Genomic DNA, 13,864 nt, shown 5'->3' on the forward strand with positions numbered 1-13,864 from the left:
CCGCCAAGCACGCCGTCCTCCTCGCCGTCGCCAGCCTCAACGAAGCCCTCAACACCACCCCCTGACCCGCCCCGACGGCGGCCGCCACCACACCCACACCACCCAGCGGGCGCGAAGGTAAATACCCGACGAGCAACGGTTAGGACCAGCATGAGCGACTCGCAGGCGCATACTGCACAGATCATCGACAACGCAGAGGCGAACAGGTACGAAGCCTTCGTCGACGGTGAGCTGGCTGGTTTCGCTGAGTACATTCGCACCAAGAACCTCATCGCCTTCGTGCACACGGAGGTGAACGTGGGCTACGAAGGCCAGGGCATCGGCGCAGCGTTGGTCCGCTCCTCATTGGACACGGCACGTACTGCCGGCCTTGCTGTGCTGCCCGTCTGCCCCTTCTATGCGGGCTGGATCGCCCGGCACCCCGAGTACCGGGAACTCGTCTACACGAGCAGAAGCAAAGTGAACGACTGATGTCTGCGCCACCCCCTGATTCTGAAGATCGCACATGGCGGACCGGATCCAAACGCTACGAGACTGCTGGTATCGCCGTCAGCTATGAGTCGCGGATCTGCCTGCACCAGGCTGAGTGCATCAAAGGCCTGCCGACGGTATTCGACGTCGAACGCAGGCCATGGATCGACGTCGGCGCTGAGCCCGCAGAAGACATAGCCGCAGTAGTGCGGCGTTGTCCCAGCGGCGCCCTCCAGTACCGCCTGGCCGGGGAGCGTGATGAGGAACCATCACGGCCCACTCGAATACAGCGCCATTCGGGCGGAACACTTTACGTGCGGGGTGACCTGCATATAGAGACAGCGTCGGGTGACCGCCATGAGACGAGGGCCGTGCTGTGCGGATGCGGCCTGTCCGCCAATCAGCCTTTCTGTGACAACAGCGGACGCTGCGCGGAACACTCTTGAATATGTTCAGATAGCGGGGCCGTGGGGATCCGCCGTCTCTTATGGTGGACATATGGATGAAAAATCTATTTCTCTCTCGGACACTGAAACGCAGGCATGGCGCGGGCTACTGCAGATGAATGAACTGCTGGTCAGCCGCACGAATCGTCCCATCCAAAATGACTTCGGACTGTCCGAAGCTGATTGCGCTGTGCTGACGGAGTTAACTCAAGATCCTGAGGGATGGATGCGAATATCCGATCTGGTCGGCAACCTCGGATGGGAAAGAAGTCGGATTTCGCACCAGCTCGGCCGCATGGCAAAGCGAGGGCTCGCCGTCAGGAAGCAATACGCTGCCGACAGGCGAGGGGCTCTTGTCGCTGCCACCGGAAAAGGTCGATCGGCTATCACTGTAGCCGCCCCTCGTCACACCGAGGAAATTAGCAGACTATTTTTCGACCATCTTTCTCCACGTCAAATAGTTCTTCTTATGGAAATCACCGACCGCATCATCAAGGTGATTCGCGCCGATACCACAGCTCCATGAACGCTCTATATGCCCGACAGCATGGGGGAAAAATGACACAGGCCACCGAGACGCCACGGACCGTCATCATGACCGTGGATGATGACCCGGGGGTCTCCCGTGCTGTCGCCCGGGACCTGCGGCGGCGCTACGGCGCTTCCTACCGGATCGTGCGCGCGGAGTCCGGCGAATCCGCACTGCAGGCACTGCGCGAGCTGAAGCTCCGCGGCGACCTAGTGGCCGTACTCATGGCCGACCACCGCATGCCGCAGATGAACGGCATCGAATTCCTCGAGCAGGCCATGGACATATACCCGAGTGCGCGGCGCGTCCTGCTGACCGCATACGCGGACACCAACGCGGCGATCGATGCGATCAACGTCGTCGACCTCGACCACTACCTGCTCAAGCCCTGGGACCCACCGGGAGAGAAGCTCTACCCGGTCCTGGACGACTTGCTCCAAGCATGGCACACAGGCGACCACCGGCCGGCACCAAGCATCAAACTGATCGGACACCGCTGGTCGGCCCAATCCTCCGAGACCCGCGAGTTCCTGGCCCGCAATCAGGTGCCCTACCGCTGGTACTCGGCCGATGAACCCGAGGGGCAGCGGCTGCTGTCCGCCGCGGGCCAGGACGGGCAACGACTGCCCGTCGTGATTACCCCGGACGGCACGCCGCTGGTCGAGCCGGACACCCGTGACCTCGCCGCGCGGGTGGGCCTGGCAACCACCCCGGCCACCGACTTCTACGACCTGATTGTCATCGGAGGCGGCCCGGCTGGCCTGGGCGCCGCCGTCTACGGCGCCTCCGAAGGGCTGCGAACAGTGCTGGTGGAGCGCTCGGCGACCGGCGGGCAGGCCGGGCAGAGCTCACGGATCGAGAACTACCTGGGTTTTCCCGACGGTGTCTCCGGCGGCCAGCTCACCGACCGCGCACGCAGGCAGGCCGCCAAGTTCGGTGCCGAGATCCTTACCGCACGCGAAGTGACAGGACTCGAGGCCAACGGCGCGGCGCGCATCGTGCGCTTCTCCGACGGCTCAGCGATAGCCGCCCACAGCGTCATCCTCGCGACAGGCGTGTCCTACCGACAGCTTCCCGCCCCGGGCGCCGACGAACTGACCGGCCGCGGCGTCTTTTACGGCTCGGCGCTGACCGAGGCAGCCTCCTGCGAAGGCCACGACGTATACATCGTGGGCGGCGCCAACTCCGCAGGCCAGGCAGCAATGTACCTAGAGCGCAACGCCAAGTCGGTGACGCTGCTGGTGCGGGGATCCTCCTTGACAGCATCGATGTCGCACTACCTGATCCAGCAGATCGAGCAAACCCCCAACATCCAAGTCCGCTGCGGCACAGTCGTCGAGGCCGCACACGGCTCCGGCCACCTGCAGAAGCTCACCTTGCGTGACACGCAGACCGGCCGCAGCGAACTCGTCGACGCCCAGTGGCTGTTCGTCTTCATCGGCGCCGCCCCGCGCACTGACTGGCTGAACGGCACCGTCCTGCGGGACAAGCGCGGCTTCATCCTTGCCGGACCCGACCTCACCCCTGACGGACGGCCCCCCGCCAACTGGGAATTGGACCGGCCGCCGTATCACCTGGAAACCAGCATTCCCGGCGTCTTCGTCGCGGGCGACGCACGCGCAGAATCCGCCAAGCGCGTCGCCTCTGCCGTCGGCGAGGGAGCCATGGCCGTCATGCTCGTCCACCGCTACCTAGAGCAGTCATGAACAGGCGGCCCATGCTGTGCAGCGTCCAGGAGATCAGGCAACTGTTCCTGTTCGAGAAGCTGACACCCGAGCAACTGGGACGGCTCTGTGCCGAAGGCCGGGTGGAGCTGTTCGAGCCGGGCCTCGTCTACACCGAGGGGCAGCCCGCAACGTGCTTCTACGTATTGCTTGAGGGCACCGTCGTCCTTTCTCGCAGGGTCGGCGGAGACGACATAGAAGTCAACCGCACCAGCCGCCCTGGTGTGTATGCGGGCGCCATGCAGGCCTACCTCGGGGACCGGACCCCACAGGTCTACAACAACACTCTGCGTATCACCGAGCCGACGCGGTTCTTCGTGCTGCCGGCTCACACGTTCGCGGGTGTCGTGCAGGAATGGTTCCCCATGGCCGTCCACCTGTTGGAGGGCCTGTTCTTCGGGGTGAAAAACACGCAACAGGCCATCGGACAACGAGAACGGCTGCTGGCGTTGGGGTCGCTGTCCGCAGGCCTCACCCACGAACTGAACAATCCGGCTGCCGCGGCCGCCCGGGCCGCCGACACGCTGCGTGAACGCTTGGCCAAGATGCGCCAGAAACTCGCCGTGGTCACCGAAGGTCCGTTCACCCGAGAGTCGCTCGCGGAACTGATCAAATTGCAGGAGCAGGCAGTCGAACGCATAGACACAACGCCGTCACTCAGCCCGCTGCAAGCAGCCGACCGGGAGGACACCCTCACCGAGTGGCTGGAGGACCACGACATCGAGCAGAGCTGGCAGATGGCGCCCACCTTCGTCCAGGCCGGCCTGGACAACGAATGGCTGGACCGCGTCGCAACGATGGTGGACGAACAAACCCTGCCGGCGGCGATCGGCTGGCTCCACTCCGCCGTCGAGACCGAACTGCTCATGGACGAGATCACGGATTCCACCGATCGCATCTCGCACCTCGTCGACGCCGCCAAGCAGTACTCCCAGCTGGACCGAGCACCCTTCCGCATGACCGACGTCCACGAACTGCTTGACAGCACCCTTCTGATGCTGACCGGCAAGATCGGATCCCGGATCACGGTCGTCAAGCAGTACGACGAAACGCTCCCGAGGGTCCCCGCCTACCCCGCTGAGCTCAACCAGGTGTGGACCAATCTGATCGACAACGCAGTCGCCGCCATGAACAGCACCGACCGAGACGGCACCCTCACCGTGCGGACTGCGCGCGCCAACGACCAGCTGCTTGTGGAAATTAAGGACACCGGCACTGGTATTGACGCCGAGATCCGCGACCGGATCTTCGATCCGTTCTTCACCACCAAACCAGTGGGCGAAGGCACCGGTCTCGGCCTGGACATTACCTGGCGCATCGTCGCCAACAAGCACCATGGGCACCTTCGTGTCGAGTCCATTCCCGGCGACACGCGCTTCCAGGTACTACTTCCGATCACCGTTGCTCAACCCGACCCGACCCAGGAGCCAGCATGACCAGCAACACCGCAATCGATCCCACCGCTGCGCCGAGTGGCACCGGCTGTGTCGAGTGCCTAGCGACGAATGGTTGGTGGTTCCACCTCAGACGCTGCGCGCTGTGCGGGCACGTCGGCTGCTGCGACAGCTCACAGGGCCAGCACGCCACCGCTCACTACAAAGCGACAGGACACCCAATTGTTCAGAGCTTCGAACCTGGCGAAGACTGGTTCTGGGACTATGCCGCGAACGACGGACGAGACTCCGGCCCCGTCCTCGCCCCGCCCACCAGCCACCCCGACAACCAGCCCGCCCCAGGACCGGCAGGACGGGTACCCGCCAACTGGGTGCGGCTGCTCCACCGCTAGGACCCGGCCCCGCTCGATGCGTCGCACTAGCCACCTGTCGCGAACCGGGCGGGGCGCAACCTCGCGAGATAAACGGTTGATTGCAGTCACCGCTTCCTCGACGCACCTGGCCGGACCCTTGAGGCTGTTGGCGACTGTACAAGGAGGCGAAACCCTGAGCATTTTCAGCGGTAGCTCTCCAGGGTGAGGACGGCTTTGACTGCGGTGGTGAGCCAGGTCGGGCTGCAGCGTGCTTTGCGGAAGATCCGCCAGGTCTTGAGGCGGGCCATGCCTCGCTCGACGGGGTAGCGCAGGCGGGCGTGGGCCTTGTTCGACGCCTTCTGGCGGGGGCTGGGTTCTTTGCCGGGGCGGCGCCTTTGCCCGGTGGCGAAGGTGCCGCCGGCTCCGAGGTACGCCAGGTCGGCCAGTGCCGGGACGCCCAGCCGGCGGCACGTGTTGATGATGCGGTGTCTGCGGGCCGCGGTGAGATCGTGGGTGCGGCCGGGCAGCACCCCTGAGATCCACAAGATCGTGCCGTCCGGATCGGTGATCACTTGAACGTTCACTCCGTGGCGCCGGTGCTTTCCCGAGTAGTCGCCGCGTGCGTCACCGACCCGGTCGCACTCCACAAGAGTGCCGTCGACCAGCACGTATCCCGCTCGCGCCTTCACCTCGCGCAGGGCGCGGGTCAGCCCCGGCGCCTTCTTGACCAGGAGTGTCACAACGGAGCGGACGTAGGCGTGCGCCGTGCCGACGCTGATCCGGAAACCGGCCGAGATCTGGGCGAGGGTGGTGTGCTGGCGCAAGTACACCAGCGCGACCAGCGCACGCTGGTGCGCAGGCAGCTTGCACCGCCGGTCACCCTCACGGAGGACGATCAGCATCGTTACCGTCTCTACGAGAGCGTGCGGAAGGTCGAGTGCGGCAGGATACGTAATCAGCGGGGCTCCCCGGCAACCGAGATGAGATGTCAGATACCTCCCTCAACTGCCTGGGGCCCCGCCCGTTCTGCCGCCACGGCCCCACCACCGACGTCACCCGATCGGTGACCACCCTGAAAAAGCTCCCTACGCTTTCCTGCGGGATGTGGTGAGCCCTTCGTATGGTTGACCCGCCCAGGGGTGCCGGGTGTGGTTCAAAAAGCTCTGCCGCTTGTGGCTTCCAGTGATTGGCCGCCCGGCGCCCCACGACGACTCGGCTGCCAATTAGGAATTGCGAATGATCGCTGAGTAGGGAATCGACAGCGAGGTCGTCCGTGGCAGGCATCAGAACCAGACCGCACGGAGGCACCACATGACATTGATCTGGGCCGGCATCGACGCAGGCAAGACCCACCACCACTGCGTCGCGATCGACGAGGACGGCCGCCGGCTGCTGTCCCGTCGCGTCGCGAACGAGGAACCCGACCTCGTCGAACTCCTCGCCGACGTCTTGGCCCTGGGCGAGACGGTGACCTGGGGCATCGACCTGGCAGACGGCGGAGCCGCCCTGGCCATCACGCTTCTGTTCAACCATGGCCAGCCGGTGCACTACATCTCCGGCAGGGCCATCCACCGTGCCTCCGAGAGCTACCGCGGTGAAGGCAAGACCGACGCCAAGGATGCGGCTGTCATCGCCGACCAGGTGCGCATCCGACGCGATCTGCACCCCTTACGCACCGGCGTCGAGACGGTCACCGACCTCAAGATCCTCACCGGGCGTCGCATGGATCTGGTCGCTGACCACACCCGCACCGTCAACCGGCTCCGCGCCCAGCTCACCGGTATCTTTCCCGGCCTGGAGCGGGCCTTGGACCTCACCAACACCGGCCCGCTCGTGCTGCTGACCGGCTACCAGACCCCTGCCGCCCTCCGCCGGACCGGCAGGAAACGTCTCGAGTCCTGGCTGCGCAATCGCAAGGTTCTCCGGGCCGACCGGCTCGCCGAGACAGCTCTGGAAGCAGCCGGCCGCCAGCACACCAGCCTGCCCGGGGAGAAGCTCACCGCCCAGATAGTGCATACGCTTGCACGGGAGGTAATGGCTCTCAACCAGCAGGTCTCCGAGATCGACAAGGCGATCGAGGCCCGGTTTCGCGAGCACCGGGACTTCGAAGTGATCACCAGCATGCCGGGCATGGGCATCATCCTCGGCGCCGAGTTCCTGGCCGCGACCGGCGGCGACATGACCGCCTTCGGCACCGCAGACCGACTCGCCGGCTTCGGCGGCGTCGCCCCCGTGCCCCGCGATTCCGGCAAGATCAGCGGCAATCTCCGCCGGCCACGGCGCTACAATCGCCGCCTCCAACGCGCCTTCTACATCTCCGCGTTGTTCAGCATCCGGCACTGCAACGACTCCCGCCGGTTTTACGAACGCAAGCGCGCTGAAGGCAAGCGCCACATCCAAGCAGTCCTCGCCCTGGCCCGCCGCCGCGTCAACGTCCTCTGGGCCCTCCTCCGCGACGGACGAACCTACGAACCCCTGCCACCCGCACCTCTCACGGCTTGACAGACCGCATTAGGAATCACTGTGGACCGCGCATCCGGGCTCCAGACCGCCTCGGCCGTGGGCCATGTCGAGGGCGTCCACGACGAGCTCGGCGCGGTGGTGGTCGGCCATCGCGTAGCCGACGACCTCGCGGGTGGCCAGGTCCAACCAGCAGGCGAGGTAGAGCCAGCCCTCGGCCGTCGGAAGGTAGGTGATGTCGCCGACCAGCTTGGTGCCGGGGTGCTCGGCGTGGAAGTCGCGGCCGATCAGGTCCGGGGCCGGCTTCGCCTTCGCATCCGGCCGGGTCAGCGAGCGCCGCTTGCGGCGGGTAACGCCGCGGATGTCGCGCTCACGCATGACGCGGGCGATGCGCTTGCGGTTCACTCGCCGCCCCAGACGCCGCAGCTCGGCGTGGATGCGCGGGACGCCGTAGGTCTTGCGGGAAGCGATGTGCAGCACGGTGATCTCGTGCGCGAGCGCGTCGTCGGCCGCCTGGCGGGCGGCCTCGCCCTCGCGCCAGGCGTAGTAGGAGGAGCGGGTCACGTGCAGCACCCGGCACAGCAGCATGACCGGATAGTTCGCCTTCTCCGCGTGGATCAACCGGTTGACTCCGCCGTCGCTTTTTTCAGGATCTCGATCGTCTGCTGCTGATCACGGACCTCCTTGCGCAGCCGCTTGAGCTCCTCGCGCTCGGCGCTGGTCAGCTCACCGGACTCGCCCTTACCCCCGGTCCGCCTTCGCCCGTCGGTACCAGCCACGCAGGGACTCGGAACTGATCCCGAGTTCCCGGGCGACGGCGGTGACCGTCTTTCCCGAGGAATCGACGAGTGCGATCGCATCCCGCTTGAACTCCTCGGTGTACCGCTTCGTGTACTTGCTTCCCACCTGGTGCTACTTCCTCTGGAACCTCAAGATCCCAGTCTCCAGGTGTCCACGATCAAGGGGAAGCTTCACCGCAGTCACGGGGCAACGCTGAGGTCCTTGCAAGTCGACCTGCCGCAGTGCCTATCCTTCGTCGTCGAGTTCGAAGAACGACCAGGTGTCACTCTGGTCGTCGTAGGTGCGAATCCAAGGGGCCACGTTCGCATGATCTCTCGGGGGGAAGGTGCGGGCTCCGGCGGGTCTGCGAACCAGATGCCTCCGGCCTGGCGGCCGCCGGGCTGTTCCAGGGCCTGCTCGAACTGGCCTGCGGCCTCATGTGCCTGCGCCGCCTGCGAACCCTCATCCTGAAGTGATCAGTCGGCTACACTGAACCACCCCGGCCGCACCTCGTTCAGAAGCGGTCGCAGGGACCGCACTGCGGACCGCATGTCCTGATCCGTGGCCTCAAGAGGCTCCGGCAGACTCAGCCCGTACCCGCGCAGCCGCCAGAGGTTGAAGACTTCGCTCCCGTCGGCTGCGAAGTCCACATCGACCTCAGTGCCGTCGTCGCTGACGAAGCGGCAGCCTGCCCCGTGAACCGTGTAGGAGTAGGTGCCGATGTGATCCCTTCGGCCGATCCGGCGCGAACGGGCCAGGCCGACGACGTCCGCCAGCCGCTCAAGGGAGGGGATCTCCACCCTCATGGCCTGATCAATCGCGTTCAGAGCGCGGACGTAACCGAGCACGAGGTCTCGCGCAGCCCCAACCCGTTCCATACGGCGTCATCCCCCCTGAGCCCGTGACTGGAGGGATTGTTCCATGGAGCCGTCGGCGTCTCCGCAGGACGGCATTCTGAAACGATCGGTCAGCCAGACCACTACCGCCGATTCGGTCAGCCTGTTCTGGAGACGCTGTGAGGGCGGCAAGCTGCTGCCCTGTGTGCCGTGACAGGACACCTGTGGCTCGGGTCTTCTCATGGCTGGCATCCACGGTCGTATCCGAATCCTCGAACTGGCCACGGGGACAAGCAACTGATCTGCGGATGGGCACCGAAGGGCCTCCGGGCGCGTGGCCGCGTGACGGAACCTGTCACCCGAACCGGCAGCTGACACTCCCGTAGGGCGGGGCTGTCCGTTGGGTGGCGGGTGAGACAGACTGGGTCGGCCTGGGCACGCGACCACCACTTGGAGCACGTCGAATGAGCAGCAACGTACTGACCATGTACGGGGGGCCGAGACGAACCGACGGCCAGGGTCAGGCGAAGGTGGCGGACATGGTCAGCTTCTCCGACGGATCAGGTCCGGCGCCGTCGGCCGTGTACGTGGAGCGCGAACTGCCGCCGGGAGGCACGTCCGCGTACCGTGCGGCCCGGGGCGGCGGGGCCCGTTCCTTCGCGCTGTGGGCCGACGATCAACGCCGGGAGCGGGTGGCCACCGTGGTGACCCTGTCGGCCGGCGGCGGCGTCGCGAGGTTTCAGGTGCTCGGCGCGCACGGCGAGGTCATCGGCACGCTCATGCGCGAGAAGGCGCTCCGCGGCAGGGGCCTGCGCACCCGCTGGACCGTGCACCAGCCCGGCGGCCCCGAAGCGGTCGGCTTCAAGGGGAGGATCGTATGGTGGTGGATGTGGTGGCTCTTGCTGCCCCTGATGACGGTGGTCCTCGTGATCAGTGTCTTCGACAGCGTCTTCGGCAACGAGGGCGGCTTCGCACGCGCACCCCGGCGCATCCGGTGGCGCGCGAACGGGCAGGTCCCGCTGGAGTTCAGGTCCAAGGGAGACAAACTGCACGTACACGCACCGGGTGTGGACTGGCGGCTCGGGGCCGCGCTGATCGCCCTCCTGCGCAGCTTCAACGCCGGTGCGTGGGACTCGGTGAAGCAGTGACCCGGGGGACGACGCTCCGGCGCGGTGCGTGCTGTGGCGGCGGAAACTGGTGTTCCGGGGCCGCGCACCGTAGCACTGGGCCTCATGTCTGATCAGCGGCCGGCCCAACGCCCGGCGCCAGGGCCCTTGCCCGGTCCGCCCGGGGGGTACGGGCCGCCGCAGTCCCAGGAGGTCAGCGCCGGGTACCGGCGTCGGGCCGGCGTCCTGCTCTGGCTCGCGGTCGCCGTCGCGGGTTTCATGGTGGTCGCTTTCGTGGCCGGCATCGTCTTCCTGGTGAAGGCGGACACGGACGTGGACGCCGCCGCCTACGGCTGTCTCGCGCTCTTCCTCTGGTTCGGGATCGCCGCCGCGATCCCGGTGCTGCCGGCGCCCGGTATCCCCGCCATCGTCATGACACGGCGTGTACGGCAGCAGGGGCGGCTGGGCCACGATGCTGTGTACCGAGGGCTCAAAGCCGGCGAACAGTAGTCGAGCGGGCCACGGTGCCAGCACACTGATCCCGGACGGTTCGCGCTGCCCCTCGACCATCCAAAGGGACGACCCGCTGGTCCACCGCGCGGACAGACACCACCGCACACCGGCTCACCACCAGGGCAAAGACCGTTGCGGTACTGAACCGCCTCGGCCGCGGCAAGCAGACCGGGAGCGGGGACAAGGCCGGCCCGGCGCACGAGAGCACTCCGGAAGCAACACCCGCGCCCGCCGCCCCCTGATCACCACCGGTGAGGCCAAGTGCCCGCTCCCCGACGGAGCGGGCACCGCTCTCGCTCCGCTCCGGCTCCGTGGGGCCTCGGCCAAGGGCGGCACGGAGGACACGGAGGAGGCCAGAGCCCTGGACGCCGACGGAGTGGAGCCAGGGTCACCCCGGCTCCACTCCATGGTGCGGGCGTGTCACTGGAACTGTGCGAAGAACCTCCAGATCTCTCCCTTGGTCCAGGTCGCGACGCCGCTTTCGGCGGGGGAGCCGTCGACCGGACCGGGGATGTGGCCTCCGTCGAACGCGGCCCATTGGACCGGGTACCCGGCACGGCAGCCCGAATAGGTGGTGATGATGTGCGTCCGGCTGCCCGGAGCGGGCTCACGCGGGCTCTGGGGAGTGCAGCCGTTGTTGCTGACGAACCTGTCGCGCAGGGACCGTCCCTGCGCGATGGTGAGGACGGAATCGCTGATGCCGTGGATTCCGAAGTAGGCGATGGGCTGGGTGCCGCCGCTGCACCCGCTGATCTGGCCGCCGGAGATGACCGCGACAGCCCTGAAGACGTTCGCCCGGGTGCATGCGAGTGAGTAGCTCATACCGCCGCCCCAGCTGAAGCCCGTGGCGAAACGCTGTGCCGGATTGACGCAGAGGCCGCCCTCGATTCGCCGGATCATGTCGTCGACGAAGGTGACGTCCTCACCGCCCGAGTTGGCCCAGCCGTTGCCGAGACCCTGAGGGGCGACGAGAATCGCGCTGTTGTTCGACTGTTCCTGTTGGCCGTAGTAGGACCAGGCGGTTCCGCTCGTTCCGCCCGAGGCGACGTCACCGGCGGTTCCGCCTCTCCAGTGGAACGCGAAGATCAGCCGATAGGGCTGGCTGTTGTTGTAGTCGGCGGGAACCTTGAGGATGAAGCTGCGGCTCTTGCCGCTGCTCTGAATCGTGTGCGTACCGCTCCCCAGGGTCGGGGCGCTGCCGCATCCGCCGCCACCGGACGACAGCTTGACCATCTGCCATTGCTGGTTGGCGCCGCCCCAGTCGGTGTACTGGACGACGTTGGCGCCGTCGGCCGTGGAGGCGCCCTGCACCTCCACGGCCTTGCCGCTGTTGCGGTTGACCAGACGGACGTGGCCCGCGTCGGAGTCGGCCAGGCGGAACTGCTGGTTGGCCCCGTTGGCATCGGCCCACTGCGCGATCGCGGCACCGTCGGCGGTCGAGGCACCGGCCACGTCGAGAACCTTGCCCGAATGCCGGGCCTTGAGCCGGTAGAAGCCGCCGCCGGAGTCCACGAACTGCCACTACTGGTTGGCTCCGTCGTTGCGCGTCCACTGGCTGACTCGCGCGCCATCGGCGGTGGACGTGCCATAGACGTCCAGCGCCTTGCCGCTGTGGCGATTGACCAGGACGTACGAGGCGTTGGGGTCCACCGCCGCCGCCTCGGCGGGCGTCGGATTCACCGCGACGAGCATGCCGGTCGCGAGGGTCGCCGCCACCACGGCGGCGATCCGGGACCACCAACGATGTCTTTGCGGAGGGGTGGGGGAAGCCGCACCGTAGGTCTTCATCGCTTCACCTTTTCGCCGTGGCAGGTCAGGTGCGGATCCAGCGTTGGTTGCTGCCGTTCGAGCAGGAGTAGAGCTGGATCAGGGTGCCGTTGGCGGTGCCGTTGGCGGTGGCGTCAAGACAGAGGCCGGACTGGACGCCGACGATGGATCCGTCGGAGTTGAGGCGCCATTTCTGGTTGTCGCCACCCCAGCAGCTGTAGATCTGGACTTTGGTGCCGGTGCCGGCGGCGTCCAGGCACTTGTTGCCGTAGACCCTGAGCTCGCCTGCGGCGGTGTAGGCCCACTGCTGGTTGGTGCGGTTGTTGCAGTCCCACAGGTTGACCTGGGTGCCGTCGGTGGTACTGGTGCCGGGCACGTCCAGGCAGCGGCCCGAACCGACGCCCTTGATCTGTCCGGAACCGGGCGAGGGGGTGGGGGAGGCGGCGTTGAGCGCGTTGAGGACGGCGGTGTAGGCGGGCTTTTTGCTGCCGTCGCCGTTGAACAGCAGCGGCGAGTGCTCCGGACGCCAGGAGTCGGTGTCGCGCACACCCCAGACGGTGATGCCGAGGCAGCGCGGGACGGCCAGGCAGTCGTTGGTCACGTTGGCGTAGGTCGTGGCCGAGGCGCCCTGAATGTCGAGTTCGGTGATGGCCACATCGACGCCGAGAGCGGCGAAGCTCTGCAGCGTGGTGCGGAAGTTGCTGTTGTAGGGGCTGCCGCTGTTGAAGTGCGACTGGAAGCCGACGCAGTCGATCGGCACGCCGCGCTGCTTGAAGTCTCGGACCATGGCGTACATGGCCTGGGTCTTGGCCCAGGTCCAGTTCTCGACGTTGTAGTCGTTGTAGCAGAGCTTGGCGGCCGGGTCGGCGGCGCGCGCGGTACGGAAGGCGACCTCGATCCAGTCGTTGCCGGAGCGCTGCAGGTTGGAGTCGCGCCGGGCGCCCGAGGTGCCGTCGGCGAAGGCCTCGTTCACGACGTCCCACTGGGCGATCTTGCCCTTGTAGTGGCCCATCACGCCGTTGATGTGGTTGGTCATCGCCTGGCGCAGCGCGCTGCCGCTGAGATTCTGCATCCAGCCGGGCTGCTGGGAGTGCCAGGCCAGGGTGTGACCGCGCACCTGCTTGCCGTTCTGCACCGCCCAGTTGTAGACGCGGTCACCGGCGGTGAAGTTGAACTGGCCCTGCTGGGGTTCGGTGGCGTCGATCTTCATCTCGTTCTCGGCCGTCACCGAGTTGAACTCGCGGCCCGCGATCGTCGTGTACGTCGAGTCGTTGAGCCGGCCCGAGGCGATGGCGGTCCCGAAGTAGCGGCCGCTCTGGGCCGCCGCGCTGCCGAGCGTGCTCTCGGCGGCGTGTGAGGTCTGCGGCGCCACCAGCGCGGCGGCCGAACCGAGGACGCCGACGACCAGGGTCGTTAAGAGACGGCCAGCCTTCCGGCGGACGGGGGGGGGAATGGCATTTGAGCCCATGACTGAACCTCCAGGAA

At 66.7% G+C, this 13,864-nt stretch carries 15 protein-coding genes and 1 pseudogene; 9 read left to right on the forward strand and 7 right to left on the reverse strand.

Features of this window, described 5'->3' with window-relative positions; translation table 11 throughout:
* Window positions 1-150: 150 nt before the first annotated feature.
* From ABD374_RS33415 to ABD374_RS33440, 6 genes are read left to right on the forward strand one after another with little or no spacing between them, the layout of a single operon-like run.
* Window positions 151-471 (forward strand): GNAT family N-acetyltransferase, encoded by a 321-nt coding sequence (locus ABD374_RS33415; protein WP_344500723.1) that lies wholly within the window; start codon window positions 151-153, stop codon window positions 469-471.
* A complete protein-coding gene (locus ABD374_RS33420) occupies window positions 471-917 on the forward strand; it encodes a (4Fe-4S)-binding protein (protein ID WP_344500725.1) in 447 nt (148 codons plus the stop codon). The genes ABD374_RS33415 and ABD374_RS33420 overlap by 1 nt, the downstream gene beginning before the upstream one ends.
* Window positions 918-969: 52 nt before the next feature.
* On the forward strand, window positions 970-1,443 hold the full coding sequence (locus ABD374_RS33425) for a MarR family winged helix-turn-helix transcriptional regulator (RefSeq protein WP_344500727.1): 474 nt from the start codon (window positions 970-972) through the stop codon (window positions 1,441-1,443).
* 32 nt (window positions 1,444-1,475) lie between these two features.
* On the forward strand, window positions 1,476-3,152 hold the full coding sequence (locus tag ABD374_RS33430) for an NAD(P)/FAD-dependent oxidoreductase (RefSeq protein WP_344500729.1): 1,677 nt from the start codon (window positions 1,476-1,478) through the stop codon (window positions 3,150-3,152).
* A complete protein-coding gene (locus ABD374_RS33435) occupies window positions 3,149-4,606 on the forward strand; it encodes an ATP-binding protein (RefSeq protein ID WP_344500731.1) in 1,458 nt (485 codons plus the stop codon). Before ABD374_RS33430 ends, ABD374_RS33435 begins: the two co-directional genes overlap by 4 nt.
* Window positions 4,603-4,956: a UBP-type zinc finger domain-containing protein gene (locus tag ABD374_RS33440; RefSeq protein WP_344500733.1), complete on the forward strand. Its 354-nt coding sequence runs from the start codon at window positions 4,603-4,605 to the stop codon at window positions 4,954-4,956. The genes ABD374_RS33435 and ABD374_RS33440 overlap by 4 nt, the downstream gene beginning before the upstream one ends.
* Window positions 4,957-5,120: 164 nt before the next feature.
* Here the strand turns inward: ABD374_RS33440 and ABD374_RS33445 are convergent, their stop codons facing one another.
* Window positions 5,121-5,876: a transposase family protein gene (locus ABD374_RS33445; protein ID WP_344500762.1), complete on the reverse strand. Its 756-nt coding sequence runs from the start codon at window positions 5,874-5,876 to the stop codon at window positions 5,121-5,123.
* 352 nt (window positions 5,877-6,228) lie between these two features.
* Between ABD374_RS33445 and ABD374_RS33450 the strand changes: the two genes are divergently transcribed.
* On the forward strand, window positions 6,229-7,419 hold the full coding sequence (locus ABD374_RS33450; protein ID WP_344500735.1) for an IS110 family RNA-guided transposase: 1,191 nt from the start codon (window positions 6,229-6,231) through the stop codon (window positions 7,417-7,419).
* Between the two features lie 9 nt (window positions 7,420-7,428).
* Here ABD374_RS33450 and ABD374_RS33455 read toward each other — a convergent pair whose 3' ends face one another.
* The 4 genes from ABD374_RS33455 to ABD374_RS33465 form a co-directional block, all read right to left on the reverse strand.
* Window positions 7,429-7,998 (reverse strand): IS3 family transposase, encoded by a 570-nt coding sequence (locus tag ABD374_RS33455; protein ID WP_344500737.1) that lies wholly within the window; start codon window positions 7,996-7,998, stop codon window positions 7,429-7,431.
* Entirely contained in the window at window positions 7,995-8,156 is a 162-nt protein-coding gene (locus ABD374_RS33460; RefSeq protein ID WP_344500739.1) for a hypothetical protein, read from the reverse strand. Before ABD374_RS33460 ends, ABD374_RS33455 begins: the two co-directional genes overlap by 4 nt.
* Window positions 8,119-8,283, reverse strand: a complete 165-nt coding sequence (locus ABD374_RS34855; RefSeq protein ID WP_425577419.1) for a transposase — start codon at window positions 8,281-8,283, stop codon at window positions 8,119-8,121. The genes ABD374_RS33460 and ABD374_RS34855 overlap by 38 nt, the downstream gene beginning before the upstream one ends.
* Window positions 8,284-8,633: 350 nt before the next feature.
* Window positions 8,634-9,035, reverse strand: coding sequence for a DUF6896 domain-containing protein (locus ABD374_RS33465; RefSeq protein ID WP_344500741.1), 402 nt, complete (start codon window positions 9,033-9,035; stop codon window positions 8,634-8,636).
* A gap of 422 nt (window positions 9,036-9,457) precedes the next feature.
* Here ABD374_RS33465 and ABD374_RS33470 point away from each other — a divergent pair, with 422 nt between their 5' ends.
* Window positions 9,458-10,141, forward strand: a complete 684-nt coding sequence (locus tag ABD374_RS33470; protein ID WP_344500743.1) for a hypothetical protein — start codon at window positions 9,458-9,460, stop codon at window positions 10,139-10,141.
* Window positions 10,142-10,267: 126 nt separating this feature from the next.
* Window positions 10,268-10,609 carry a hypothetical protein gene (locus ABD374_RS33475; protein ID WP_344500745.1) on the forward strand — a complete coding sequence of 114 codons (342 nt, stop codon included), beginning with the start codon at window positions 10,268-10,270 and terminating at the stop codon, window positions 10,607-10,609.
* Window positions 10,610-11,032: 423 nt separating this feature from the next.
* Here the strand turns inward: ABD374_RS33475 and ABD374_RS33480 are convergent.
* A pseudogene (locus ABD374_RS33480) lies at window positions 11,033-12,331 on the reverse strand (RICIN domain-containing protein).
* A gap of 94 nt (window positions 12,332-12,425) precedes the next feature.
* Window positions 12,426-13,847 carry an endo-1,4-beta-xylanase gene (locus tag ABD374_RS33485; RefSeq protein ID WP_344500747.1) on the reverse strand — a complete coding sequence of 474 codons (1,422 nt, stop codon included), beginning with the start codon at window positions 13,845-13,847 and terminating at the stop codon, window positions 12,426-12,428.
* Window positions 13,848-13,864: the final 17 nt, after the last annotated feature.

This window comes from Streptomyces enissocaesilis, from assembly GCF_039533765.1.
Lineage (GTDB): Bacteria > Actinomycetota > Actinomycetes > Streptomycetales > Streptomycetaceae > Streptomyces > Streptomyces enissocaesilis.

Coding starts and splice junctions, on each gene's coding strand:
- ABD374_RS33440 (WP_344500733.1), top strand. CDS start 4,603: ATGACCAGCAACACCGCAATCGATCCCACCGCTGCGCCGAGTGGCACC.
- ABD374_RS33420 (WP_344500725.1), top strand. CDS start 471: ATGTCTGCGCCACCCCCTGATTCTGAAGATCGCACATGGCGGACCGGA.
- ABD374_RS33415 (WP_344500723.1), top strand. CDS start 151: ATGAGCGACTCGCAGGCGCATACTGCACAGATCATCGACAACGCAGAG.
- ABD374_RS33485 (WP_344500747.1), bottom strand. CDS start 13,847: ATGGGCTCAAATGCCATTCCCCCCCCCGTCCGCCGGAAGGCTGGCCGT.
- ABD374_RS33425 (WP_344500727.1), top strand. CDS start 970: ATGGATGAAAAATCTATTTCTCTCTCGGACACTGAAACGCAGGCATGG.
- ABD374_RS33450 (WP_344500735.1), top strand. CDS start 6,229: ATGACATTGATCTGGGCCGGCATCGACGCAGGCAAGACCCACCACCAC.
- ABD374_RS33435 (WP_344500731.1), top strand. CDS start 3,149: ATGAACAGGCGGCCCATGCTGTGCAGCGTCCAGGAGATCAGGCAACTG.
- ABD374_RS33430 (WP_344500729.1), top strand. CDS start 1,476: ATGACACAGGCCACCGAGACGCCACGGACCGTCATCATGACCGTGGAT.
- ABD374_RS33470 (WP_344500743.1), top strand. CDS start 9,458: ATGAGCAGCAACGTACTGACCATGTACGGGGGGCCGAGACGAACCGAC.
- ABD374_RS33465 (WP_344500741.1), bottom strand. CDS start 9,035: ATGGAACGGGTTGGGGCTGCGCGAGACCTCGTGCTCGGTTACGTCCGC.